Origin of the sequence: uncultured Maribacter sp. (genome assembly GCF_963977385.1) — a bacterium.
Lineage (GTDB): Bacteria > Bacteroidota > Bacteroidia > Flavobacteriales > Flavobacteriaceae > Maribacter.
Genome location: NZ_CAXBOU010000005.1, coordinates 133,757 through 156,910, shown reverse-complemented (window position 1 = coordinate 156,910; position 23,154 = coordinate 133,757). Strand labels below are relative to the sequence as shown.

21 protein-coding genes and 1 other RNA gene are annotated in these 23,154 nt (G+C 35.3%); 7 read left to right on the top strand and 15 right to left on the bottom strand.

Annotated features, from left to right (window positions below; all coding sequences use genetic code 11):
- Positions 1 to 101: 101 nt before the first annotated feature.
- The 5 genes from AAC084_RS08125 to AAC084_RS08105 all read right to left on the bottom strand — a co-directional run bounded on the left by AAC084_RS08125 (position 102) and on the right by AAC084_RS08105 (position 6,248).
- Positions 102 to 650 (bottom strand): carboxymuconolactone decarboxylase family protein, encoded by a 549-nt coding sequence (locus AAC084_RS08125; protein WP_339839311.1) that lies wholly within the window; start codon positions 648 to 650, stop codon positions 102 to 104.
- A gap of 74 nt (positions 651 to 724) precedes the next feature.
- A complete protein-coding gene (locus tag AAC084_RS08120) occupies positions 725 to 1,288 on the bottom strand; it encodes a TetR/AcrR family transcriptional regulator (RefSeq protein WP_339839308.1) in 564 nt (187 codons plus the stop codon).
- A gap of 81 nt (positions 1,289 to 1,369) precedes the next feature.
- Positions 1,370 to 2,035, bottom strand: a complete 666-nt coding sequence (locus AAC084_RS08115; protein ID WP_339839305.1) for a hypothetical protein — start codon at positions 2,033 to 2,035, stop codon at positions 1,370 to 1,372.
- Positions 2,036 to 2,058: 23 nt separating this feature from the next.
- Entirely contained in the window at positions 2,059 to 3,321 is a 1,263-nt protein-coding gene (locus AAC084_RS08110) for a serine hydrolase (RefSeq protein WP_339839303.1), read from the bottom strand.
- Complete coding sequence (locus AAC084_RS08105) at positions 3,321 to 6,248, bottom strand: PEP/pyruvate-binding domain-containing protein (protein WP_339839301.1); 2,928 nt, start codon at positions 6,246 to 6,248, stop codon at positions 3,321 to 3,323. Before AAC084_RS08105 ends, AAC084_RS08110 begins: the two co-directional genes overlap by 1 nt.
- 261 nt (positions 6,249 to 6,509) lie before the next feature.
- On the opposite strand from AAC084_RS08105, the gene AAC084_RS08100 reads away from it, so the two are divergent.
- Together AAC084_RS08100 and AAC084_RS08095 are read left to right on the top strand one after the other, a co-directional pair.
- Entirely contained in the window at positions 6,510 to 6,818 is a 309-nt protein-coding gene (locus AAC084_RS08100) for a hypothetical protein (protein WP_339839300.1), read from the top strand.
- Between the two features lie 136 nt (positions 6,819 to 6,954).
- Positions 6,955 to 7,704 carry an ROK family protein gene (locus tag AAC084_RS08095; RefSeq protein WP_339839298.1) on the top strand — a complete coding sequence of 250 codons (750 nt, stop codon included), beginning with the start codon at positions 6,955 to 6,957 and terminating at the stop codon, positions 7,702 to 7,704.
- Positions 7,705 to 7,783: 79 nt separating this feature from the next.
- Here AAC084_RS08095 and AAC084_RS08090 read toward each other — a convergent pair whose 3' ends face one another.
- The 6 genes from AAC084_RS08090 to AAC084_RS08065 all read right to left on the bottom strand — a co-directional run bounded on the left by AAC084_RS08090 (position 7,784) and on the right by AAC084_RS08065 (position 13,438).
- A complete protein-coding gene (locus AAC084_RS08090) occupies positions 7,784 to 8,686 on the bottom strand; it encodes a DUF6503 family protein (protein ID WP_339839295.1) in 903 nt (300 codons plus the stop codon).
- Between the two features lie 35 nt (positions 8,687 to 8,721).
- Positions 8,722 to 9,510 (bottom strand): SDR family oxidoreductase, encoded by a 789-nt coding sequence (locus AAC084_RS08085; RefSeq protein ID WP_339839293.1) that lies wholly within the window; start codon positions 9,508 to 9,510, stop codon positions 8,722 to 8,724.
- Positions 9,511 to 9,807: 297 nt separating this feature from the next.
- Positions 9,808 to 11,607 (bottom strand): translational GTPase TypA, encoded by a 1,800-nt coding sequence (typA, locus tag AAC084_RS08080; RefSeq protein ID WP_339839291.1) that lies wholly within the window; start codon positions 11,605 to 11,607, stop codon positions 9,808 to 9,810.
- Positions 11,608 to 11,712: 105 nt separating this feature from the next.
- On the bottom strand, positions 11,713 to 12,258 hold the full coding sequence (locus tag AAC084_RS08075) for a hypothetical protein (protein ID WP_339839286.1): 546 nt from the start codon (positions 12,256 to 12,258) through the stop codon (positions 11,713 to 11,715).
- Positions 12,259 to 12,309: 51 nt separating this feature from the next.
- Positions 12,310 to 12,891 (bottom strand): hypothetical protein, encoded by a 582-nt coding sequence (locus tag AAC084_RS08070; RefSeq protein WP_339839283.1) that lies wholly within the window; start codon positions 12,889 to 12,891, stop codon positions 12,310 to 12,312.
- An 88-nt stretch (positions 12,892 to 12,979) separates the two neighbouring features.
- Complete coding sequence (locus tag AAC084_RS08065; protein WP_339839281.1) at positions 12,980 to 13,438, bottom strand: hypothetical protein; 459 nt, start codon at positions 13,436 to 13,438, stop codon at positions 12,980 to 12,982.
- Between the two features lie 192 nt (positions 13,439 to 13,630).
- On the opposite strand from AAC084_RS08065, the gene kdsA reads away from it, so the two are divergent.
- Positions 13,631 to 14,449, top strand: a complete 819-nt coding sequence (kdsA, locus tag AAC084_RS08060; protein WP_339839279.1) for a 3-deoxy-8-phosphooctulonate synthase — start codon at positions 13,631 to 13,633, stop codon at positions 14,447 to 14,449.
- Here the strand turns inward: kdsA and AAC084_RS08055 are convergent.
- Positions 14,446 to 14,826: a DUF1801 domain-containing protein gene (locus tag AAC084_RS08055; protein ID WP_339839276.1), complete on the bottom strand. Its 381-nt coding sequence runs from the start codon at positions 14,824 to 14,826 to the stop codon at positions 14,446 to 14,448. The two genes, kdsA and AAC084_RS08055, sit on opposite strands and share 4 nt — an antisense overlap.
- Positions 14,827 to 14,919: 93 nt before the next feature.
- On the opposite strand from AAC084_RS08055, the gene AAC084_RS08050 reads away from it, so the two are divergent.
- Both AAC084_RS08050 and AAC084_RS08045 read left to right on the top strand, forming a co-directional pair.
- Positions 14,920 to 15,825 (top strand): phospholipase A, encoded by a 906-nt coding sequence (locus AAC084_RS08050; RefSeq protein WP_339839273.1) that lies wholly within the window; start codon positions 14,920 to 14,922, stop codon positions 15,823 to 15,825.
- A gap of 79 nt (positions 15,826 to 15,904) precedes the next feature.
- A complete protein-coding gene (locus tag AAC084_RS08045) occupies positions 15,905 to 17,020 on the top strand; it encodes an Sb-PDE family phosphodiesterase (RefSeq protein ID WP_339839270.1) in 1,116 nt (371 codons plus the stop codon).
- A 73-nt stretch (positions 17,021 to 17,093) separates the two neighbouring features.
- Here AAC084_RS08045 and AAC084_RS08040 read toward each other — a convergent pair whose 3' ends face one another.
- On the bottom strand, positions 17,094 to 18,299 hold the full coding sequence (locus AAC084_RS08040) for an NAD(P)-dependent oxidoreductase (RefSeq protein ID WP_339839267.1): 1,206 nt from the start codon (positions 18,297 to 18,299) through the stop codon (positions 17,094 to 17,096).
- Between the two features lie 209 nt (positions 18,300 to 18,508).
- On the opposite strand from AAC084_RS08040, the gene ssrA reads away from it, so the two are divergent.
- Together ssrA and AAC084_RS08030 are read left to right on the top strand one after the other, a co-directional pair.
- Positions 18,509 to 18,909, top strand: a transfer-messenger RNA (tmRNA) gene (ssrA, locus tag AAC084_RS08035).
- A 235-nt stretch (positions 18,910 to 19,144) separates the two neighbouring features.
- Positions 19,145 to 20,395: a site-specific integrase gene (locus AAC084_RS08030; protein WP_339839265.1), complete on the top strand. Its 1,251-nt coding sequence runs from the start codon at positions 19,145 to 19,147 to the stop codon at positions 20,393 to 20,395.
- A 432-nt stretch (positions 20,396 to 20,827) separates the two neighbouring features.
- Here AAC084_RS08030 and AAC084_RS08025 read toward each other — a convergent pair whose 3' ends face one another.
- Both AAC084_RS08025 and AAC084_RS08020 read right to left on the bottom strand, forming a co-directional pair.
- A complete protein-coding gene (locus tag AAC084_RS08025; protein ID WP_339839262.1) occupies positions 20,828 to 21,238 on the bottom strand; it encodes a BfmA/BtgA family mobilization protein in 411 nt (136 codons plus the stop codon).
- Positions 21,239 to 22,036: 798 nt separating this feature from the next.
- Positions 22,037 to 23,110: a Fic family protein gene (locus tag AAC084_RS08020; protein WP_339839259.1), complete on the bottom strand. Its 1,074-nt coding sequence runs from the start codon at positions 23,108 to 23,110 to the stop codon at positions 22,037 to 22,039.
- Positions 23,111 to 23,154 lie beyond the last annotated feature (44 nt).

Here is a 23,154-nt window from a genome sequence, read left to right as displayed (position 1 = left end):
ATTTAGTTTATTAAAATTAAATAACCTTCTGCCTTAAAGACAGAAGGCTACAATCAATCACTCAATCAACATATGGTTTCGGGGGAAAACTGAAACCTCAATTATTTAGACCATGCAAACTTTTCAAAAGCTGCATCGACAGGTGTATGCGCAATATGGTTTGTATAGTTACTGATTACTTTTTGAGATAATCCTAAGATGATTTCCAATACTTGTTGCTCACCATAACCAGCTGCATAAAAAGTATCTAAATCTTCTTGAGTTACATTACCACGGTTACGAACTATAGTTAAAGTCATAGTTCTTAGTGCTTCTAATTTTGCATCTGCTAATGGAGTTTCATTACGCAATGCTTCTGTAATAGCGTCATCTACCTTCATCATTTTTGCTATACCTGTATGTGCTGGTACACAGTAATGGCATGCATGCTCAACATTGATTGCTTGCCATACCACAGTTAACTCTTCTTCGTTAAAAGAAGTCTCTGTAAATAACTGATGTAGTGTTTGATACGCTTCTAATAATTTTGGCGATGCTGCCAATACTCCATGAAGACCAGGAATCATCCCGTATGCCTTGTTTGAACTTTCTAATAATCCCTTGCTACCTTCTGTTGCAGATTCTATGTCGTGTACTTTTAAAGTTGTCATAATCTATTTTATTTATTAATTATTATATTTATGTTAAATCTAAGCAACTGCTTAGTTATTATTCAAAAAAAATGCTAAAGGTGTAAAAATGTAATCTTAATAATGCCTTTTAATTGTTCCTCTTTAAATACTTTTGATGAAATTGACAGACCTAAAAGAGCGTTCATTAAATAGTCAGCCTGTGCTTCTATTTCTTTTACATCCCTTGAGTCGTCTTGTTTTAGATTCCTTACAAATAGTTCTCTAATAGTTGAAGAAAAACGTTTCAATGCCGCCATAATAACCGGACTCGAATCTTCTTTAATTTCGTTTACCGTATTGGTAACCAAACATCCTTTAAAAATTGGACCTTCTCTAGAAAAATCTAGAAAATCAAAAAAATAATCTTTAATACCTTCAACTCCATTATTAGATTTTTCTAAGGCATTGGTGATGGCTTTGATTTGAGTATTATAAAGCTTAATACTTTCTAAGAATACACCTTCTTTATTTTTAAAGCTGGCATAAATAGAGAACTGGTTAATACCCATTTCTTTCTCCAACATACGAACCGATGTACTTTCATAGCCATTACGCCAGAACAAGCGCATGGCCTTATCTATGACTTCAGTTTCGTTATATTGTTTTTTACGTGCCATTATTTCTAATTACAGCACAAAACTAAGCAAGTGCTTTGATATAAAAAAACTTTTAACTTTTTCTTAAAAGAATATTACAACTTAATTGAAATCTTCATAGGATAATGCAATATCCACCGTAGTAATTGTTTTAGAATTGGTGGCTGAAATAGTTTTCGCAGCATATCTAAGGGGACTACTATCTTCAATATGAAAACTAATTGAACTTGGTTGATTTTTATCTAACCACACCGCTCTTTCTGTAGCAATTTTCAATGATGGATGCTTTTCAATGTTACCACCGGAAAATTGTGTAAAAATCAAAATGGATTCCTCAAAAACATCCGTAGTTGTAATTTTTAAATTTACCGGATAAAGCTGTAATGCACCAAGGTTTAGTTCTTCTGTAGCTCCTATATTCTCATCCTTTACTACCTCCCTTATACTAGTAAAAGATATATCCTCTTTTAAAGAAATATGTAAATCATAAATCGTTCCCTTACCAGAGGTCTCAAAAGTAATTTTATAATTACCCTCACTATCTGTAATAGTAGAATCTAAATACCCCTTAAAATTATATCTCGTACTTGAAAAGGTACCTTGTCGAATACTTTCACCAATTTTTATTTTAATATTCTTAATTGGTATTTCATTTATAGTATCGTAAACTCGACCAAAAACTGTCGTCTCAATACCTGCTTCAAGAGGTTCTTCCTCGCAACTACATAATACCGACAATAAAACAAGCAATAATAATAGTTTTTTCACGCAGTAAATTATTTATTTAAATTCTACCCCTTTCTAATAATTTTATCAATATTACCGGCTAAATACATATGGTCACTAGCGGAGTTTTTGCGAAGTACATTCGTCATTAATACAACCATATACCTGCAATTATCTGGATGCTCAACAATGATAACAGAATTCATGAAATTGGTGACATTGCCCATATATTTACCACAAGCCTCACCTTTACTTCTATCGCATTTATATAATGAACCAGATTTAAAATACACTGCTGCTTCTTTTAAAGCAGGTGATTGTGCGTAGCGTATTCTACGATCGGTCATATACATTAATCGCTTCATTTCTAAACTAGAAGCTTCATCTACCACCTTACCTTGCTCTAACTGAACCAAAAATTTCATTAATCCTTGCGGAGAGCCAATACTACCGCCTTTATCACCAACATATGTATTTGCCCCTCTGGTGAAGAAACTTCCCAGTCGCCATTCATCACTTTTAATTCCTAAATCACGTAATGGTAAATTCACTACATCATTACTTAAATCTGTCAATTCCTTTTTTGGAGTTTCTTTAAAATAAGTATCGGTTTCTTCTTGGGTTAAATCAGGGTATTTTTCGCCAAAAGCTGCCATTAAAAGCACTTCTCTCCAAACAATACTTGCTGCGCCATTATTACTAACCGAGAGCATATGATCCGTCCATTCGTACAGCGTAAATAAATCATTCGCGATTACTTGGCGCTTCACCAATGTATTTTTTTCAATATTATAAATAGGAATGGTGTGCTCATCAGTCAAACCCCACACGCCTGCTTTAACAGATTTATTCTTTAAAAGCTCGGTTCTTAATTCAAACGAATCTGGATAAATCTTGGCCAACTGCGTAAAGAGTCCGTTGAGAACAGCCAATTTACCAACACTGCCTGGTTGATAGCCTGACGTTTCATTACGCTCAGCATATCGTACATTTTCAGGATCTGATATATCTAATACCGTTAACGAATAACTTTTATCTAAACCACGAAAAAGCGCACTGATTTCTTTCTGAAAATCCTCGTTCACCTGCATTAAACCCATGGCACTATCATTCTTTCTAGACAGTAAATTCAACTGAATTTCACTGTAAGATTTTAATGCGCCAGCAGGTAAAACTGTGGCATCTTTTATCTCACCGCTTTTTATTAACTCTAAACGCTTTAAACGTTTTATACCTGTACGCTCGTAACCGTCAATTGGATAGTATGTATATGTTGTAAATGCGGAAGCAGAAAAAACTACAACCAGTAACACTAAAATTTTCTTCATTATAATTTTGTACTTAAAGAGATTTCTTTCTCCGTGTTAATTTTGGGGGTAATCGACTCTAAGTATCCAGAACTTAGGGCTTTTTTATTTTCAACAAATGGGCGTATTTGAAACAACCATAATTTATCATCTTTAAAACCAAGTTCTACATCATAAGCACCTTCATAATCTGAATTGGTCGCTTCAGACAAAGTCGTACGAATAGTGTTTGCCAAAATTTTAATTTCATTTAAATTTTTCTCGTTAACCACCCTATTTTGAAAAGTGGCAACTTTCTTGCCGGTACCACCTGTTGTAGGCAAGGTATTATACTTAGCCTCACGTGCTGGTGCCAATAAACGATATCCACCAGCATCATAAATAGTATAGGTTTCTGCCGATTGTCCATCTACGGCGCCACCTGCCCCCCTACTAAATGCCACAGTTAAATCTTTTTCATTTCCAGAATTGATTCCCTTTGAAATTAAAACTCCGGAATAATCAACATCTACACTTGGTATCACCAAAATTGAAGGAAATACGTTCTCAGGATTCAACAAATACTTTTGACGCCATTTAAAGCTACGCTCCGTATATGGTGAAGCCCATACCTCTTTCACTCCATTTAAAATTTTCTCTTTATCCAATACATTAAATAAAGTCAGGTTTAGTCCCGCGCCTGTAAACTCTTTCAAATCCTCCATATTTGTATCACTACGCAAGAAGACCGGAATCTGACCAAAATCTGACCCAAGAACAGTTTTAAACTTCGTTTCTAACTGCTCCATGAAATCAGCCTTTAAAGGCATTTTCTTTATTGCAGTTCTTAAAGTTTCTAATTGTCGTAATTGATAATTCTCAACTTCTGGTTCAGAAACTCCGGTAGTTATCATCCGCTCTGCTTCTACGAACATGGCATTTAAATACGCCCAATACGAAGTATTTTGACCCGGCATTTGCTGGTCCATATGGTCTCTGAAAATTCCGAACGGAATCACCAACCCTTCTACAACCTGATCGGGAAACATTTTTTTCAACTGCCCCAAATTTGCTGCTTTTGGTCCGCATAATGCTCCCGAATCGCTCGCATCAACATCACGCATATTAAGAACATCGGTATTTTTCAATTGAATTTTTTCAATAGGCACTTCAATCTTATCTGTATTTCGTTCTTTCTTCACAAATAGACCGCGCTCTTGGTCGGTCATTTTCGATTCAGGTTTAATAATCACATTTCCTTTGTTAGATACCGCATAGAAAACACGATCACCGTCATACTTCTTTAAACTTTGTAGATTCGCGTCTGACAACGCTGCATTTGGTATTCCCAAATTACGCGCCAATAGCTGCACATGAGATACCATATTCCCTTCTGCCACCGTGGCAATACCTGCAATAGGTTTTAAATCGGATGGAGAACGTTGAAAAATATAAATCTTATCAGATGACACTTCAATATCTTCCGATGAACCATCAACCACCACTAATTCACCAAAAGCATACCCAGGATTCAATCCTCTAAACGTACTTTGATTTGAAATATCCATCACCATATTCGTCAGGGCGGATTCTTTCGCTATAAAATCACCCAATTCACCAACGCTCTTACCCAAATGCAAGGCAACAGAACCTCTAATTCTATCATCGATAAAGGCATATGATTTTGGTTCGAACGTGGTATACGCATCAACCACCTCTTGATAATTAGCTTTTACCATGGCAGCACTCCACTCTACAGCTGCTCTTGCAGTTTCTAAAACCTGAGTTAATTCTGCCAAGCTCAATTGGTCTTGACCAAACTTACTCAACGCACCAGATATTTGTTCCCATTCCCACAACTCCAAATAACCTGCACCAACCGATGCGGTTGTTAAGGCACATATTTTTTCTAATTGTCCGCTAACCGTTGTTGGTTCCCAATTTGGTGCATTTTGAAATAACAGTTCTTCTAATTTTAAAGAAATATCTAATAATTGCAAACGAGCCATCGGTCGTTTCTCAGCTACTAATCCTTCTCGTATATCTAAAAGTAATTGCGCTGTTTCATTAACAGAATATGAAGGTGTTTCATTGCCAGTTTTCCCTTGAACAAATGCCTGTACTTTATCACCTAAAGTCGTGCCTTTTACTAATTTCGACTTATTCAATAACGATTGAACATCAACTGGCTTAAAAAAAGTTTGCATGGTAGCTACCAGACCATCTAGTTTTTTATTTAAATCAGTAGTCAATAACTTCTGATTCTTAGCCTTAAAATCTATTACTTTTTGAATATCAGAAATTTCAGGCTGACTATGAATCTTGGTTCTCAAATCCATAAAAGCAACGTAATTATCAGAAATAACCTTCGATTCGCTACGCATTAACTGCGCTACATTATCATCTCCGTTATGTGGAATATCTTTTAAGGATTGTCTTATGAAGTAAAAATTATCAGTAATTACTGCATCTTTTGCTAATATCCACTTATAAAATTCAATACCCCAAGCTTCCTCATCCTCTACTTGTACTGAACCTCTATAAAACTGTCCTTTTTGATTCACCCAACCGTTATCGATTAGACGTAAATATTTATCTAACTGAAATTGCTTTAAACGTGAATGGTTGAAATCAGCATCCCATATTTCATCATTATTTGAATAGGCTAAAATTTGACCTAAAAAAATATGATTGCTAATACCTAAGGCAACTACTTCATCTTTATATCTAGCATGTTGTACGCCAGGCCCTATGTTATCAGGACAAGGGTCTTTTGGTTGCCGTACACTGCCATCGGCACAAAACCAACGAATATCTTTATAAGGTCCGCGTATGTCATTCTTATACTTCTCAACTAATGTCTCGATTTTATCGGAAGTCATCGGTGATTGTGAATAAGCAATATTGACCGCAGTAAATAAAGCGACGAATAGAATACTATAAAGGGAATATATCTTACTGTTTTTCAATTGAATGGTATTGAATTATTCGTCAAAGGTAGTATCAAATTAAATTATAATCCTATGTTGAAGTAATTTATTTTAAATCAGTAAATCAAAAATACCATACTGACTTACAGCGACTTAAGAATATAAAAATCTTTCATAATAAAATGATAAAAAAAATCGTTATTCAATTATTTAGATTTCATTTGTAACAACTTTTAAGTACGATTCTCGGACTAGAAAAAGAACAAAAAAAAATCTAAACTATAACTAATAAGCAAAAAAATGAAATCAATTTTAATCGTATTATTCGTAGCTATCTCCTCTCTAACAACCACATACGGCCAAGACACCGACAAAATGAGCGGAACATATGAAGGATACATAGATGGTATGTATGTTTTTACCGATAAAGACGGATATAAAGCAGAGTTCACCAACGTAACAAACGACGTAAGCGCAAAGTATGATTTAACTAGTCAAAAATTTGTTAGCATGCAATTTATCATCACGTTCACTGTAGATACAGAATTAGACGAAGAAGATGAAGATATACAGGTAAGTACCATTATAGATTTGGTTATGCCAGAATAAGTAATTAAAAAGGACCTAAGGTCCTTTTTTTTATACCTAAATTTTATTCAAGTTTACTTAAATACAACCCTCAATAAAAACCCACTTCAAAGAGCCGATTCTTTTTCGTTTCTTTGTATTCCTTAAGAAAAATAAAATGACTTTACTTGGTATTGATGTAGGCGGTTCTGGAATTAAAGGAGCGTTAGTTGATTCAGAAACAGGAGAAATGATTTCTGAGCGCTTTAGAATACCGACTCCTATACCTCGAACACCAGAAGCAATGACCGATGTTATTGCTAAAATTGTAGCACACTTCGATTACAAAGGTAAAGTTGGTTGTGGTTTTCCAACGATCATTAAAAATGGCACTTGCAAAGCTACTGGCAATCTAGACCCTAGCTGGTTAGGCGTGAATGTTGAGGGTTTATTAGAAAAGAAAACAGGCCTTGATTTTACCGTTATTAATGATGCAGATGCCGCGGGTTACGCTACGATGAACTACGGTATCGGAAAAGGTGAGAAGGGCCTTGTTGTTATGATAACCATTGGAACCGGTTTAGGTAGTGGCGCCTTTTTAGATGGTAGGTTGATTCCAAACTTTGAGTTAGGTCAAATACCTTATAAGAAATACAGTAAAATTGAATCGTGGGCAGCCGGGTCTGCAAAGGACAAAGAAAAACTTTCCTATAAAAAATGGGGTAAACGATTCAATACTTTTTTAGAATACGTTGAATTAATAATATCGCCAGACCTTATTATTTTAGGTGGTGGTGCATCAAAAGATTTTAACGAGTTTAAATCACAAATTAATATTGAAACTAAAGTAATTGCCGCAGAATTACAAAACCACGCTGGTATAATAGGTGCGGCAGTTGCTTCTCTATATAAGGCCAAGAAGGCATAGATAGAAATACACAAGTTATAGTATATAAAAAAATCCCAAAGTTGCCTTTGGGATTTTTTTATTTTTATAATTGCCTTATTTATTCATTTAGAATTTTGGCATCCGAAGGAACATCAAAAAAGTCTTTTGGTAGATTGTTTTCGAAAGAAACATCAGAAACATCTATTTGAGTTATATGCTCTCCAGGTTTTTCGTTTTTCGTTAACCAATGCGTTTTATAACTCGTCGGAAACAGAATACCATTTACAGTATGCTCCCCTACAACTTCCATAAACTTTTCTGGTGCATGCCCTCCATCTTTAAAGTACTCTGGATAAGAAACGATATACCGAATAGCAGCCAGTTTATGTGAATCTTTACTGAAGTATAAAATATAATAATCATCGGGTGCATCACCTGTACCAGCATCGAAGGTTACTTTGACCACATCTTGTTTTTGCTCTTTATAAGTCTTTTCAGAAAGCAACTCTAAATTCACTCCTTCACCATTCAGCACAAAAGGTTGTCCGTAAAAGTATAAAGGCGTCAATGCCCAAAATTTAGTATCATAAGCAAAGTCGGTACTATCTTTTGCTTTTACCCAAGCTTGTTCGCCAGTCCACCCAAAATGTGCAGTACTATCCGTTGCACTTGTGTGCACAGCTCTATTACTCCAAGTATCTACAGTTTGGTAGCTATCTCTAGGTGTTTTACCATTTAATGGCTGATAATTAAATCGAAAAGAGATTGGTCCGTTTGCATACCACTTTGCTAAGCCACCATGAGCTTCCATCGCATTCCAAACTATTTTACCAGCTTCAGAAGCACCCAGTTTTTCCTTAGCTTTGTTTACCCTAGCATCTACCCATGATTTAGGAATTGAAATAACATTAGTTTCTACTACTTCCTTGTCAACTAAATCTTGATCAGCTTTGGGAGTTTCTTTACACGATAAAATAAATGCGAATAGTACTAAAACTGAAAATTTGTAATGTAATCTCATAGTTATATGCCGTTAAGTTGGTTATCTAATGTAAATCATATGGCCTTGTGATCTAAACTAGTTGTTTTTAGCTCATCATATTTTTGAGCCACCCATTTATCAAATTCCGCGGGAGCTTCAAAATTCAAGCTATTTTCTTTAAGTCGCTCCTCACCTCCAAAAATTACTTGAATTTCCTTATTCAATAAACCTTGTATTGAACGTTCGGCAACATATTCTGGAGAATCCATTTTTATTCCCTTAAATTTCTGCATCATATCGGTATCAGTAGCCGTAGGAAAAGAGCAAGTTACAGAAATATTAAAAGGAGCCAATTCTCTACGCATAGAATCTGAAAACTGACGAATAGCAGCTTTTGTACTACCATAAACTGCATAAAAAGGCATCCCAATTAACCCTAACCCAGATGAGATATTCAAAATAGCCCCCTCTTCAGATGATTTTAAAAGAGGAATACAATATTTGGTCAATAAAAGTACAGCTGTAAGGTTAATTGCTACCTGATCATATACATCTTCATCTTGAATATCCTCTAAAGGACCTGCAGAAACAATACCTGCATTATTGATTAAGATATCTATATACCCCCATTTATCCTCTATCTGTGCAACAGCTTCACGTAAAACCTCAATATTAGCAATATCACCATTGATTCTTAGAAATTTTACATTTTCAAATTCTTGTGATAATTGTTTCAAGTTTTGCTTATCACGGGCGATTACAGCTATTTTGCTAACACCACCTTTAATAAGTTCTTGAATCATACATTTTCCAATACCTCTAGTACCGCCAGTAATGAGTACATTTTTTCCTTCTAGTTGCATAATTTTATACGTTTGAGTTGAGTTTAATTGAACTTTAAATTAGATATAATTCAAACTCAAAACGAAGAAAAATTGCGTTAGCTTAAATTATTAAGGAAGTAGGAAAATGTAACCTCATATTTTACGTAATTCTTAGTCAATACCCCTTAATTAATAGCATATGAGACTACTAATCGACGTTTAAATTTATTTTACAGCTTTACATTATCAACCAAAACTAGAAAAGCCACCTTAAAAAGGTGGCTTTTCTAAAAAAAAATATTCAAATAAAATCTCTTTTATAAAAGACTTTAATACTTATGCTATTTTATTTCTCTTACGTTCATTCTCCGTTAGATATATTTTACGTAGACGCAAATGTTTTGGAGTAACCTCAACATACTCATCTTTCTGAATATATTCTAAAGCTTCTTCTAATGAAAACTTAATTGCAGGTACAATCTTTGCCTTATCATCCGCTCCTGAAGAACGTACGTTAGACATCTTTTTTGTTTTTGTAATATTCACAGTCATATCATCACCACGAGAATTCTCGCCGATTACCTGACCTTCGTAAATATCTTCACCTGGATCAACGAAAAACTTACCACGATCCTGTAATTTATCGATAGAATAAGGAATTGCTTTTCCTCTTTCCATAGAAACTAATGAACCATTTTGACGTTGAGGAATATCACCTTTCATTGGTTGATATTCTAAAAAGCGGTGCGCCATAATAGCCTCACCAGCCGTTGCTGTCAATAATTGGTTACGAAGACCGATAATACCACGTGATGGAATTTGGAACTCGCATAACATACGATTACCTTTTGCTTCCATTTTGGTCATTTCACCTTTACGAATAGATACCATTTCAACTGCTCTACCAGAAACTTCTTCTGGTAAATCGATTGTTAAATGCTCGATAGGCTCACATTTAACACCGTCAATCTCTTTTATAATTACCTGTGGTTGTCCAATTTGCATTTCATATCCTTCACGTCTCATTGTTTCAATAAGTACAGAAAGGTGTAATACCCCACGACCAAATACCAAAAACTTATCAGCACTATCAGTTGGGTTAACACGTAAGGCAAGGTTTTTTTCCAACTCCTTAGCCAAACGATCCTTAATATGTCTTGAGGTTACGAATTTACCATCCTGTCCAAAAAACGGACTATCATTAATAGTAAACAACATACTCATTGTAGGTTCATCAATAGCAATAGTCTTTAATGCTTCAGGATTTTCTAAATCAGCAACAGTATCACCAATTTCAAATCCTTCAACACCTACTAATGCACAAATATCACCAGTTTCAACTTCTTGTACTTTCTTACGACCTAAACCTTCAAAAAGATATAATTCTTTAATTTTTGATTTTACAATAGAACCATCACGTTTTACCAAAGAAATTTGTTGCCCTTCTTTTAAGGTTCCTCTTTGCAATCTACCAATAGCAATTCTACCAGTAAATGAAGAGAAATCTAAAGATGTAATCAACATTTGAGTATTTCCTTCTTTCGGCTCGAATGTAGGTATATGCTCAATAACCATATCTAAAAGAGGCTCGATATTGTCAGTTTCATTTCTCCAATCCTCACTCATCCAATTATTCTTTGCAGAACCATAAACAGTAGGAAAATCTAACTGCCATTCTTCAGCACCTAGCTCGAACATTAAATCGAAAACTTTTTCATGTACTTCTTCTGGAGTACAGTTTTCTTTATCAACCTTATTAATAACCAAACAAGGCTTCAAACCTAAGTCGATTGCTTTCTGTAGTACAAAACGAGTTTGTGGCATTGGTCCTTCAAAAGCATCTACCAATAACAAGACACCGTCTGCCATGTTCAATACACGTTCAACTTCACCACCGAAATCGGCGTGACCAGGTGTATCTATAATATTTATCTTAGTGTCCTTATATATAACGGAAACGTTTTTGGAAGTAATGGTAATACCACGCTCTCGTTCCAAATCGTTATTATCCAATATTAAATCGCCTGTATTCTCGTTCTCTCGGAACAAGCTACAGTGGTACATTATTTTGTCTACCAAGGTGGTTTTACCGTGGTCAACATGCGCAATGATCGCAATATTTTTCGTAGTGGACATAAGGTCTATTTTAAGCGTGCAAAGATACTTCAATTTTTAATAGCTACACTTAATCTTAAGTATTTTTTATCTTATTGATTTTGAGAGGGTTTACTAAAGCAATACCTACTTTTTTCTACCACCTATCACCCAACCTAATCTTACATCAATTAAAATTCCGGGAGTTGTATCAAACTCATTGACAAAAATTCCTGGCCCAAAAGAAATACCCCAGTAAAAACCTTTAGGTCTAGTGCGCTGAATACCATAGACAATAACGAGATTATAATAGTAGTCTGAAGCATATTCTAAATCTCCAATAATGGGTTGACCAAATTGAAACTGATTTAAAAACCCAAGATAGTTTCCTGAATTTCCTGAAATATTCTTACCTTTTCTTAAGCGCCTTTCCATATTATTAAAGTACCTAAATTCTGCACCTAGCCCAGGATAAAGTCCAAAATTGGTTTCCCTATCAGACCCTCCATTAAGCGCAAAGCCTAAAAATCCTTCAAAATTCAACGTAGTTATAGCTCCAACTCCCAATTCGTAAGACATACCTGGTGCTAAGGCATTAAGTTTAAAAAGACCGGCTTCTACTTGTTTATTATTTTGTGAAGAAAGGGTAATGGCTGAGCATAAAAGAACAGCAAAAATTACGGTTTTTCTCATGGTAAAGTTTGATTTTTTTTATTTTAAATAAATATCAAGAATCAGGCCCAATTAATCAAAAATTGGTTTTCTAGATTTTCGTTTGGTAGCCACCCAACCAAAAGTAAAGTTGAGCAGAGGACCATAACCTGATGGTACTCCGTCGCCACGGTAGTAACCCGCACCTAATTCTGCATTAAAATTAAATCCGTTTTCATAAGTCCTTTGAATCCCATAGGTGACTCCGTAAACACCAAGATTAAAATCATCCGGACCTTCAATATTTGTAGATAATCGAAGCTGGGAGAAGAAAATGCTCCGAGCTGCTGCAATGTAATTTCCGGAATTACCAGCAACATTTTTGTTCATGGCAATCCTTCTATTAAAATTATGATAATACCTTACCCTAGTATGCAGGGTTAAACCTACCGCATACCCTTCCTTATAGGTGGCGTAACCAAGTCCTAATCCAACGGAGGTACTTACATTCTTAAAAAGTCCCAACTCATAACTGATACCCGGACTAAACAAATCGAATTTGAATTGATGCCGTTCTAGATGAACGATTCCTGAACCTTTCTCTGTTATTCCATTGATTTGAGAATAACCAAAATGAACAATGAATAGGAGAACAATTAGTGTGATTTTCTTCATGTGATTAGATTAAAGTTGCATTTAAAACTAATCGTTTAAAAAAACGTAACCATTTGATTTAAAGAAATATTATGAATTTAATATAGTATTATCGACCTACACACCATCGTTTTTCACTTACAATCCAACCAATACTTAAATTGGCAACCGGATAAATAGCACTATCAAATTGCCCCATGTAATATGCCGCACCTACATCAACAGAAAAATTGAATCCGGAATCAAAACTTCGTTGCAAACCAGTAACTACACCAGCATAACCAAAAGCACCCTTTACTATTTCATTCTCTATAGTTCGTATACCTGGAAAAAAAACAGCAGCAGCAGGCGCCACATAATTTGCCGAATTACCATAAATCTGTTTTCTATTTCGTTGCCGTTTTTCGAAGTTATAGTAATAACGATATTGACCAGCAACAGCAGGTAGAAATGCCAATTCTTCATATACATCTGGCAGTAACGGATCTAAAGCGACTTGCAAGCCTGCCTTAACATCAAAAGTAGTATTGGTGCCTAATGCCATCTCATATTCAAACCCAGGATTCATTAGGTTAATTTTCACCTGCCGTAATTCACAATTTTTACCAAACTGAGCATTGGCTTGAAAAACAAGTATGAATAGCAAAAATAGAACTGAACGATATTTAAAATACATTATTGATTTGGGTTTTGGACAATCTTATCCTTATAGAACAGCTAGCTTCTGAAAATAGTATCTTTGCTCAAAAATATTCGACGAATGAACCTATCCTTAATACCCCAAATAAAACATACTGATAGTAACAACTTCTTTCTGCTTTCAGGCCCTTGCGCGATAGAAGGTGAAGATATGGCGCTACGTATTGCAGAACACATTGTAACGGTAACTAATGATTTAAAAATACCCTATGTATTTAAGGGAAGTTTTAAAAAAGCGAACCGTAGCCGGTTAGATTCTTTTACCGGTATTGGGGATGAAAAGGCATTGAAAATATTAAGGAAAGTATCTGAAACATTCCAAATTCCGACAGTAACGGATATTCATACAGAACAAGATGCAACAATGGCTGCTGAATATGTAGATATTCTTCAAATTCCTGCTTTTTTGGCTCGCCAAACTGATTTATTAGTCGCTGCTGCCGAAACCGGAAAAACTGTCAACATCAAAAAAGGACAATTTATGAGTCCCGAAAGCATGAAACATGCTGTAAATAAAATTACAGAAACGGGGAATGAGCAGGCAATGATTACCGATCGTGGTACCATGTTCGGGTATCAAGATATGATAGTTGATTTTAGAGGTGTCCCTACCATGAAACAATATGCGCCAGTTGTATTAGATGTTACACATTCATTACAACAACCTAATCAATCGTCAGGTGTTACAGGTGGTAGACCAGCATTAATTGGCACTATGGCACGCGCAGGAATCGCTGCAGGCGTTGACGGACTATTCATTGAAACCCATTTCGATTGCGCCAATGCAAAGAGTGATGGAGCCAATATGCTAGACCTAGGTTTATTGAAAAAATTATTGACCGATTTGGTAGCGCTTAGAACTGTAGTAAATCAGTTTTAACCTAAGTCTTTTCGCTTATAGAATCCGTTTTGGCGAACTGCATAAGCATCTTTTAGCACATCAGTTAAAATGTGGTTATCTATCTCTTTTAAAGTAGTGTACCGTAACGAACGTACTACTTTTCGATTTTCGGAAATGAGTACGTTTAAATGTTTTGTAAGGTGTGCAGAATTCCAAAAGGCGAGATCAACAAACTGCTTTTTATGTGATGCATTCAAGTAGCAAATAGGCGATTTACCAATATAGAAACAAGGAATATTCCATTTATACTTTAACTCCGCCTCAGGCAACGTAGACTCAACCATCATTTGTAAATGCATGAGTATGCTCCTGTAAGGTTCTGGTTGGTTTATAATATAATTTTCTGCAGGTTTCATAAATGAAGAATGATTAAATGAATTACCATTAATACGATTAGGATTACTTCGAATAATTTCAAATATATAATTTTGCGTTTTTAAAATGATTTAATGTTCAAAAAAATAACGTTTGTTTTTAGCTTAATTAGTATAGTATTATGCAATCTACAGAGTCTTGCTCAAAATAATGGAGAAGAGGATTGGATGGTTAAAAATAGTAAAAGCCTGTCTGAACTTTGGGAACTAGGCGACGAACATAACAGAGGAACCTTTATAATTACCTCTTACAAACCTATCTATATTACCCCTGCAAAGTATTCATCGAATACCAATGAATCTCCACAGGCTGAAAATTCGAGTAAAACTTTAGATGGCCCACTAAATTTAAATGCTGTAGAAGCAAAATTTCAAATTAGTCTTAAAACTAAACTTTTCCATAATATGCTTAATGGCCATATGGATTTATGGATGGGCTATTCACAAACAGCCTACTGGCAAATATATAATACAGAACGCTCAAGACCATTTAGAGAATTAAATTACCAACCAGAAATAATAGCCAATTTCCCTATTGAATTTAAGTTTTTAGGGTTTAAAGCTAAAATGGTAGGAGCCTCTATAATTCATGAGTCAAACGGACAATCTGACCCTATTTCTAGAAGTTGGAACCGTATTGCGTTTCATGCCGGTTTTGAACGTAATAATTGGCAGGTGACACTAAAACCATGGATTCGTATCGGTAGTAAAATAGACGACAATGAAAATATTTCGGACTATATAGGAAGAGGCGAAGCAGATATCACTTATGACTGGAGAAGACAACGGTTCAGGGCCATCGCCAAACATTCTTTAAATTATGGTGACAAAAGCAGGGGAAGCATACAATTAAATTGGTCATTTCCTATTTTTGAAAACTTCAATGGTCACTTACAATTATTTGAAGGGTATGGTGAAACTCTTATCGATTATAATCACAGGCAAACTACTTTTGGAGTTGGTGTGTCATTGATAAATTAACCATAATTTAATATAGCCAATTAAATGAATATCCGTTGATATAAGTTGATTTTCATACATTTGGATAAATGTCTTTTGTATGAGAACTCAACTTCACTTTTTACTTATTTTACTGGTAACAACATTTGTTACCGCGCAAGAACACGAACATCAAAGTTCACGACCACTTTCTTTTCCAGACATTCCTGGGTATAAAAGTTTAAAGACAGATTTGCACATTCACACCGTTTTTTCTGATGGGTATGTTTGGCCTAATATTCGAGTGATGGAAGCCTTACGCGACAATTTAGATGCTATCTCCCTTACCGAACATTTAGAGTATCAACCTCATCTAGATGATATTCCACACCCAGACAGAAATAGGTCTTATATAATTGCGCTGGAAGAGGCTAAAGAACATGACTTACTAATTGTTCACGGTTCTGAAATTACTAGAAGTGCACCCATGGGACATAATAATGCTGTCTTTATAAAAGATGCAAATCCGATTCTTCAAGATAAAGCAGAAGATGCTTTTGCAGAAGCCAAAAAACAAGGAGCGTTTGTATTTTGGAACCACCCAGCATGGCATAATCAAGCACCACAGGGCAACCCAATTCTTAGCGACTTTCAAAAAGAACGCATTAAAAAAGGAGAGCTACATGGTATAGAGGTTATTAATTCAGTGGATTATGCGCAAGAATCGTTGGCATTGGCTTTAGAACATAATTTAACCATCATGGGTACTAGCGACATTCACGGACTTATTGATTGGGATTATACGGAAAAAGGAAATAATAGACCTATCACCTTGGTTTTTGCAAAAGAACGAAGTATTTCCAGTATGCAAGAAGCACTTTTTGCGGGTAGAACGGTTGCAGTTTACAATGACTTATTAATAGGCAAAGCGGAATTTTTAGTACCCCTTTTACAAGCTAGTATTGTTGTAGAAAAAGTTAGTTATGCCAAAAACACTCAGGTTCTTGAATTGGAATTAAAGAATATAACTAGTAGTGATTTGCTTTTTCAAAACGAATCAGATTACTCTTTTTATGATAGTTCTCCTGTTTTTGAAATTGGCGCCGGAAAAACAAAAAAAATATCGATAAAAACGTTGGTTATAAAAGATGAAATCATCTTAAAATTGAAAGCCTTAGGATGTTTTACAGCGCCTAAAACACAGCCTATTATTCAATGGAATATTAAGACAAAATAGAATTCAACAACGGTTTTAACAACCCTAACCATATCAAAATGATTAGGGTAGCTTTCTTTAAATGATTACCTAGTTACACCTTACCATCTACATAATCTTGCAAGTACGCATAACGCTCAGTCAATTTTCCATTCTGTGTCATGCGTGCTCTTTGCAAAACTCCGTCTTTATCATCATTAAAAAACGCAGGAATTACATTTTTAATAAATGCTTCTCCAAAACCTTCACTGGCATCTCTTGGAAGCTCACAAGGTAAATTATCAACTGCCATTACAGCAATAGCATCTTTATCTTTAAAATCTGTTTCAGATTCAGATTGTGGATCATACCCATAAATAGGGTCTGCAATAGTAGAAGGTCGTATAGTTGTTGCTACAGGACCATCAATATCGCAACTTACATCTGCTACTACCCTTATTTTAAAATCAGGATGTTTGGCATCTTCCCTCGTAAAAAGATAGGGAGAACCTTGACCAAAAAAATGACCGGCAATGTAAAAATCGGTCACCTTTGCAAATCGAAAAAAGTTAGACTTATATTCTGTAGGGTTAGCAAAGAAATCGGCTTTATTACCGCGAACTCCATCTTTTCTTTTATTGTATTCCCCTGCATCTATTTGGCAATAGACCGGTTCATTAAATGTTTCTTCAAGATACTCAGCAATAGTTACACGTCGCATACCCATACCATCCAACATTTCCCTAGCGCCATTACCTACTCTACCCCTACCGGTTAAAAGCACTTTTATACTTGGTAATCGAAGTTTTTTAAGCTCTGCGATTAACGCCTCTTGGTCGGCTAAATCATTAGCTTTTGGCAAATTGAACAATCCGAATTTGAGTCCGTAAGCTCTAAAACCATTGTAAGCGCCAACAATTCCGGCATACCTGCCAAATGCAACCACACGTTGTTCTTGCTTATTGGTAATGACTTCGTGGTCATAAAGCTCAATATTCTTATCTAAAACTGCCAGAAGCAAATCTCTATTATAAGGTTGCTTTTTAATAGTATGTGAAAAGAAAAAATATTTTTTGTTTGGAATAAGTGCATCGATAGGTACTTCTTTTACCCCTAAAAGCACATCGCAGTCGGTCATTTCATCGGCTACGATGACATCTAGTTTAGCATACATATCATCTGAATACGCACGAATTGGAGATGGTTCTACAATTATTTCTGCTTTCGAAAATGTTTTCAAGACTTTTTGACAGGCCTTTGGAGATAGTACTACACGCTTATCTGGCGGATTCTTGCGTTCTCTGATGATTCCGAACTTCATATATGGTTTGGTATAAATATTGCACTAAATTATACAATTAGAAACACTTCGGCTTTGGTCGTAATAAAAATTATAGGGGTTCGTAAACTTTTGTTAGCTTTGCTGCCCGCGTTAAGGATATAGGCGAGTACCGTGTACTGCCGAAAGCCTGACCTTTTTGCAAAAAAGGGAACGCACAAAATAAAGAGTACTAAGTTCATTTACATATTGGGGCCGACCGGTTTTGACAGCGAGACTAGTTGGAATGTAAGCATGCCGAGCGCTGAGAAACAGCTCGTAAATATCATTTTTCACACTTTTAATTGGCGAAAATAATTACGCTCTTGCCGCTTAATCCGAATTACAGTAGGATTTAGCCTCGTCCCTACTAGGTAGGGAAGCGAGATGTTCCTGAATAGCCCTTGTTGATGGCGATTCTTATAGGAGCACCAGAAAAGTCAACATAAGGATACCTGCTCGCTTTGGCAGTATCACAAAAACCTTAAGAAGATAAGTGTGTATTGGGCGGTTTCTGGTCAGGTACACATCGAAAATTAATCAGATACTACGCATGTAGAAAGCATTTTAATTACTTGTTTGGACGAGGGTTCGACTCCCTCCGGCTCCACTTTTTGACTACCAAGTCAACCCAAAAACCCTGTAATCGTATGATTTACAGGGTTTTTCATTTTTAGTGATATTGTTTGATATCAAATAATAGCATATAAAAAGTCACCTATTCGGTGAGTAAAATTTTAAGCGAAAAGTACTCACCGATTTCGCTGTAACTATTTGATTATATGTTAAATATAAAAATTTATTTTTAGTCTTTTTGTATCTTTATCGGTGTTAAAAAGTCACCAAAAATGAACACTTCATTCTCACACCTATTTTACTTAAAAAGAGATAAAACCGAAAACGGCCTGAAAGTACCGCTATATCTTCGTTTAACTGTAAATGGAAAGCGAAGTGAATTAAGCATTTCACGCAAAGTTGACCCTCAAAGATGGGATGCTCGGACGAATAAAATGCGTGGGACGAGCGCCGAAGCGCGAGAATTAAATATCTATTTAGATAAGGTTCGGAGTCGTGTAAATAAAATGCACGAGAAATTAATTGATGCAAATCAGCCTTTTACTGCGCTCGACTTAAAAAACCTCTATATCGGCAAAAAGGAAAAACCGAAAATGCTCCTCGAAGTTTTTGATGAGCACAATAAACAGATGGAGAAACTAATCAATATTGAATTTGCCCTCGGAACCTATAAACGCTATTTTACTACCAGAAATCATATTTATGGTTATGTCCAGGAAGCCTACGGAAAAGAAGATATTCCAGTTAGGGATGTAAATCTGAAATTTATCCGTGGTTTCGAATATTTCTTAAAAGAGAAAAAAGCGTGTAACCATAATTCGGCTTTAAAGTATGTCAATAACTTTAAGAAAATCATTCGTATTGCCGTGGGCAATGAATGGATTACCAAAGATCCTTTCTACAATTACAAGATTAAGTTTAAAACAGTGGAGCGTGAATTTCTTTCGAAAGAAGAATTAGATTCTTTAGCGGAACGTGACATCCATTGGGATCGATTGGCTGTTGTTCGAGATATGTTTGTATTCTGTTGTTATACTGGACTTGCATACGTTGATATCCAAAAATTGAAATCCGATAATATCGTAACCGATATTGATGGAAATCTTTGCATCCAAGCCAAACGAACCAAAACAAAAACGAAACTAGTCATTCCCCTCCTCCCTCCTGCCGTTGCTATTTTGGAACGTTACGAAGATCATCCAAAAGTTTTAAATGGTGAATGTGTATTGCCTGTGTTAAGCAATCAGAAGTCCAATGCCTATCTGAAAGAAATAGCATTGCTCTGCGGTATCAAGAAGAACCTTACTACCCATTTAGCTCGGCATACATTTGCAACCACCGTAACTCTTACGAATGGAGTTCCTTTGGAAACTGTAGGCAAAATGTTAGGGCACAAAAATTTGCGAACAACTCAGCACTATGCAAAGATCGTAGACCGCAAAGTGAATGAAGATATGAAGCTATTGCAGGAAAAAATGGCTGCCGATAAGAAAAAAGAAGATAAAAAGAATCGGGAAAAGTAACGAGGTATTTTCTTCATAGAATATGAATTCATTTGCTTCCGTTTAACTGTCCCAAATATGATACAACTTCTGTACTACTCACGGGATACTACCGTACCATTTTTTGGTCTACTACCGTCCCATTATTGGACAAGCATTGGTATCTGTAAATAAACAATACCAAACATATAAAAACACAAAAGGGCTGGCAGCCAAATATTTTATTTTTTTAAAGAGTAGTCATAACCAATTTCTATTTGAAGGTTAATTAATTAAATCAATTTTAAAGTGGTTTTTAAAAACACCAATGAACTTTTATAGCTTTGCTAAACAAGTTGTCATTGTATTAAAAACACTCGCCTAAACACCCTTAAAATCAATATTTTGCAACGCGCACAAGGCTTCATAGCATTTGGTGTGCTTTAATTTAATTTGATATTTTCAATCTTCTTATTAAACTTCGCTTTCGTTTTTCAAATCAATACCGCTTTTTTCTCCAAAATGGTTCTTGACTTCTTTCTTAAACCGTTTCTTTTCTAATAGTAGCGGTTTCTTTTTAGGTTCGTCTACCATAAAAAGAGCTTGCAACATTGCCAATGTCGGTTTTGTCTGCGTTTTTTCGATGTCTTTTATAATGGCAATTAGTGTATTGATTCTTTTCTTAAACAAATTTTCAGTTGCCTTTAAATTTGGTTTCAAATCATCCTCTGGAGAAAGTCCGTTTTCATCAAAAAATTCCAACATCAAAAGCAATGTCATTGATTGCGATTTTGAAATCGACTTGCAGTATTTTTTGAATTTCTTCGCCACAGAGCTCTTAATGCTCAGGCTTTGAAATAGCTCTTTTTCATATCCTTTATCCATTTTTTAGTAAAAAATTTATTGATTTTACTGGGCTGTCGAGGTTTTTCCGTGAAAAATAAACTGAAACCGCCTAATCGAATTTATTTAAAATACTTAGAATCAGTATTTTACTAATATGTAACATCGCGCAGCGTGTTACCCTCTTGCTATTCGATTCCTTCATTTCATTTCAGGATCTTCATACTTTTCAACAAATGCTGAATAGCTTTATTAGCCAACTTTGATTCTGCTATTTTTTAACCTTTCAATGAAGTTAAATAATTTTAATTAACTAATAATCATAGAATTAAACTAATTTAATTATCCATTTTGGATGGTCTTATTTGATGTAATTTGATTTACTATTTCTTTTAAAACCACCTACTTATTATATCTTGAGCGTTTTCCTTTTTATTTGATATTGAATTCTATGTTGCCATATAATTACTGATTTCATTTATAGCAAAATAATACAGATTAGCATTCATTACAATTTTATTCACTTACTTCCCATAGCGCTCTCGCCGTTACCTTTTCGGTAACCCACACTAAAATTATGAACGAGTAAGAACTTATAAAAGAGAGCTTGTCCTGAATACTTTGCCCTTTCTCAGTATAAATTATGTCGAATGGGCGAGCGAACGATTATGCAGTTTGTCTCGGGCAGAATTTTAAACTTTGTGGAATAAAAGGTTGGAGTATCTTTTTGCTGGGCGAACGCTGTCGCTTTTTCTGCGACTGGGTTCAAGATAGTGTAGTGAACCGCTTTTCTCGGAATGTAGCTTTTCGCGAAATGCAGAGGAATGGGGTGGAACGGGATTATTTTTTCAAAACTTCAACCAATTTCACATTTAAATAAAGATTCTCTACTCCTACTTTCTGTGATTTTAGGATTCCAATTTTTTCAAGTTCAGTTAAATATTCGGCAGCGGTTTGTCGCTTTGCAATACCGCTATCCACTAAGTATTTTACTTTACAATAGGGCTGTTCAAATAACAATTCAATTAACTCTTTGGAATAGACGCGCGTGGGTAGATTTTCTTTTGCTATCAGAATAGTTTGTTGCATTAACTGGTTGATGGAGTTTATTTTATCTAAAGTATATTGAGCAGTTTCTTCTATACCCTTTAGCATAAAGAGAATCCAAGTTTCCCAAGCTGACCTTTCTGTAACATTTCTAAGATTTGTATAATAGTCATTTTTATTCTCAATGATGTATTTGCTTAAATAGAGAATTGGAGTATCTAAAAGTCCTTTCTCGACAATATACAGCATATTGATCACTCTCCCTGTTCTACCATTACCATCAAAGAAAGGATGGATGGCTTCAAATTGGTAATGCATTATAGCCAACTTAATAAGAGAATCGATATCATCTTCTGTATGAATAAAATCTTCAAGATTCTTTAATAGATTTCGAACTACAACTTCACCTTCCGGCGGGGTATATATCGTTTTATTATTGCTAGTTATAGTAGTTCCTGGTGCATTTCTTATACTAGAACCGTTTTCCTTTATCGTCTGTACAATCTTTATAAAAGAATTGGTTGACAGGGGTCTTTTATTCAAATCATTATAACCTTCCCAAAGCGCTTGGCGATACCTTAAAACTTCCTTGGTTTGTGCATCCGTTGAAGAAATATTAGAAGAGAACGCTTTGTATAGTGTATCCTGAGTCGTCACTATATTTTCAATTTCAGAACTGTCCTTCGCCTCTTGTAATGTAATGGCATTAACAAGCATTGACTGATTGGGAATTTCATCTGCTCGTCCTTTTAGCTCTGCCAGTATTTTGTTGGAAGCTATCGCCTGTTTTAGTATTATTTTCGTTTCTACCTCAACATTTGGGGGCAATAATGGGAGTTCATTATATGGTTTTTCAGGATTGTACATAATATCGACATTTAGAAGTAACTATGTCGACGGCAACGACACAC

What these genes read in the sequence shown, in the direction of transcription:
- AAC084_RS08075 (WP_339839286.1), bottom strand. Translation starts at nt 12,258, where the DNA reads ATGAGAAAAACCGTAATTTTTGCTGTTCTTTTATGCTCAGCCATTACC.
- kdsA (WP_339839279.1), top strand. Translation starts at nt 13,631, where the DNA reads ATGAACCTATCCTTAATACCCCAAATAAAACATACTGATAGTAACAAC.
- AAC084_RS08050 (WP_339839273.1), top strand. Translation starts at nt 14,920, where the DNA reads ATGTTCAAAAAAATAACGTTTGTTTTTAGCTTAATTAGTATAGTATTA.
- typA (WP_339839291.1), bottom strand. Translation starts at nt 11,607, where the DNA reads ATGTCCACTACGAAAAATATTGCGATCATTGCGCATGTTGACCACGGT.
- AAC084_RS08055 (WP_339839276.1), bottom strand. Translation starts at nt 14,826, where the DNA reads ATGAAACCTGCAGAAAATTATATTATAAACCAACCAGAACCTTACAGG.
- AAC084_RS08100 (WP_339839300.1), top strand. Translation starts at nt 6,510, where the DNA reads ATGAAATCAATTTTAATCGTATTATTCGTAGCTATCTCCTCTCTAACA.
- AAC084_RS08090 (WP_339839295.1), bottom strand. Translation starts at nt 8,686, where the DNA reads ATGAGATTACATTACAAATTTTCAGTTTTAGTACTATTCGCATTTATT.
- AAC084_RS08040 (WP_339839267.1), bottom strand. Translation starts at nt 18,299, where the DNA reads ATGAAGTTCGGAATCATCAGAGAACGCAAGAATCCGCCAGATAAGCGT.
- AAC084_RS08085 (WP_339839293.1), bottom strand. Translation starts at nt 9,510, where the DNA reads ATGCAACTAGAAGGAAAAAATGTACTCATTACTGGCGGTACTAGAGGT.
- AAC084_RS08030 (WP_339839265.1), top strand. Translation starts at nt 19,145, where the DNA reads ATGAACACTTCATTCTCACACCTATTTTACTTAAAAAGAGATAAAACC.
- AAC084_RS08125 (WP_339839311.1), bottom strand. Translation starts at nt 650, where the DNA reads ATGACAACTTTAAAAGTACACGACATAGAATCTGCAACAGAAGGTAGC.
- AAC084_RS08065 (WP_339839281.1), bottom strand. Translation starts at nt 13,438, where the DNA reads ATGAATCCTGGGTTTGAATATGAGATGGCATTAGGCACCAATACTACT.
- AAC084_RS08045 (WP_339839270.1), top strand. Translation starts at nt 15,905, where the DNA reads ATGAGAACTCAACTTCACTTTTTACTTATTTTACTGGTAACAACATTT.
- AAC084_RS08025 (WP_339839262.1), bottom strand. Translation starts at nt 21,238, where the DNA reads ATGGATAAAGGATATGAAAAAGAGCTATTTCAAAGCCTGAGCATTAAG.
- AAC084_RS08110 (WP_339839303.1), bottom strand. Translation starts at nt 3,321, where the DNA reads ATGAAGAAAATTTTAGTGTTACTGGTTGTAGTTTTTTCTGCTTCCGCA.
- AAC084_RS08070 (WP_339839283.1), bottom strand. Translation starts at nt 12,891, where the DNA reads ATGAAGAAAATCACACTAATTGTTCTCCTATTCATTGTTCATTTTGGT.
- AAC084_RS08120 (WP_339839308.1), bottom strand. Translation starts at nt 1,288, where the DNA reads ATGGCACGTAAAAAACAATATAACGAAACTGAAGTCATAGATAAGGCC.
- AAC084_RS08020 (WP_339839259.1), bottom strand. Translation starts at nt 23,110, where the DNA reads ATGTACAATCCTGAAAAACCATATAATGAACTCCCATTATTGCCCCCA.
- AAC084_RS08095 (WP_339839298.1), top strand. Translation starts at nt 6,955, where the DNA reads ATGACTTTACTTGGTATTGATGTAGGCGGTTCTGGAATTAAAGGAGCG.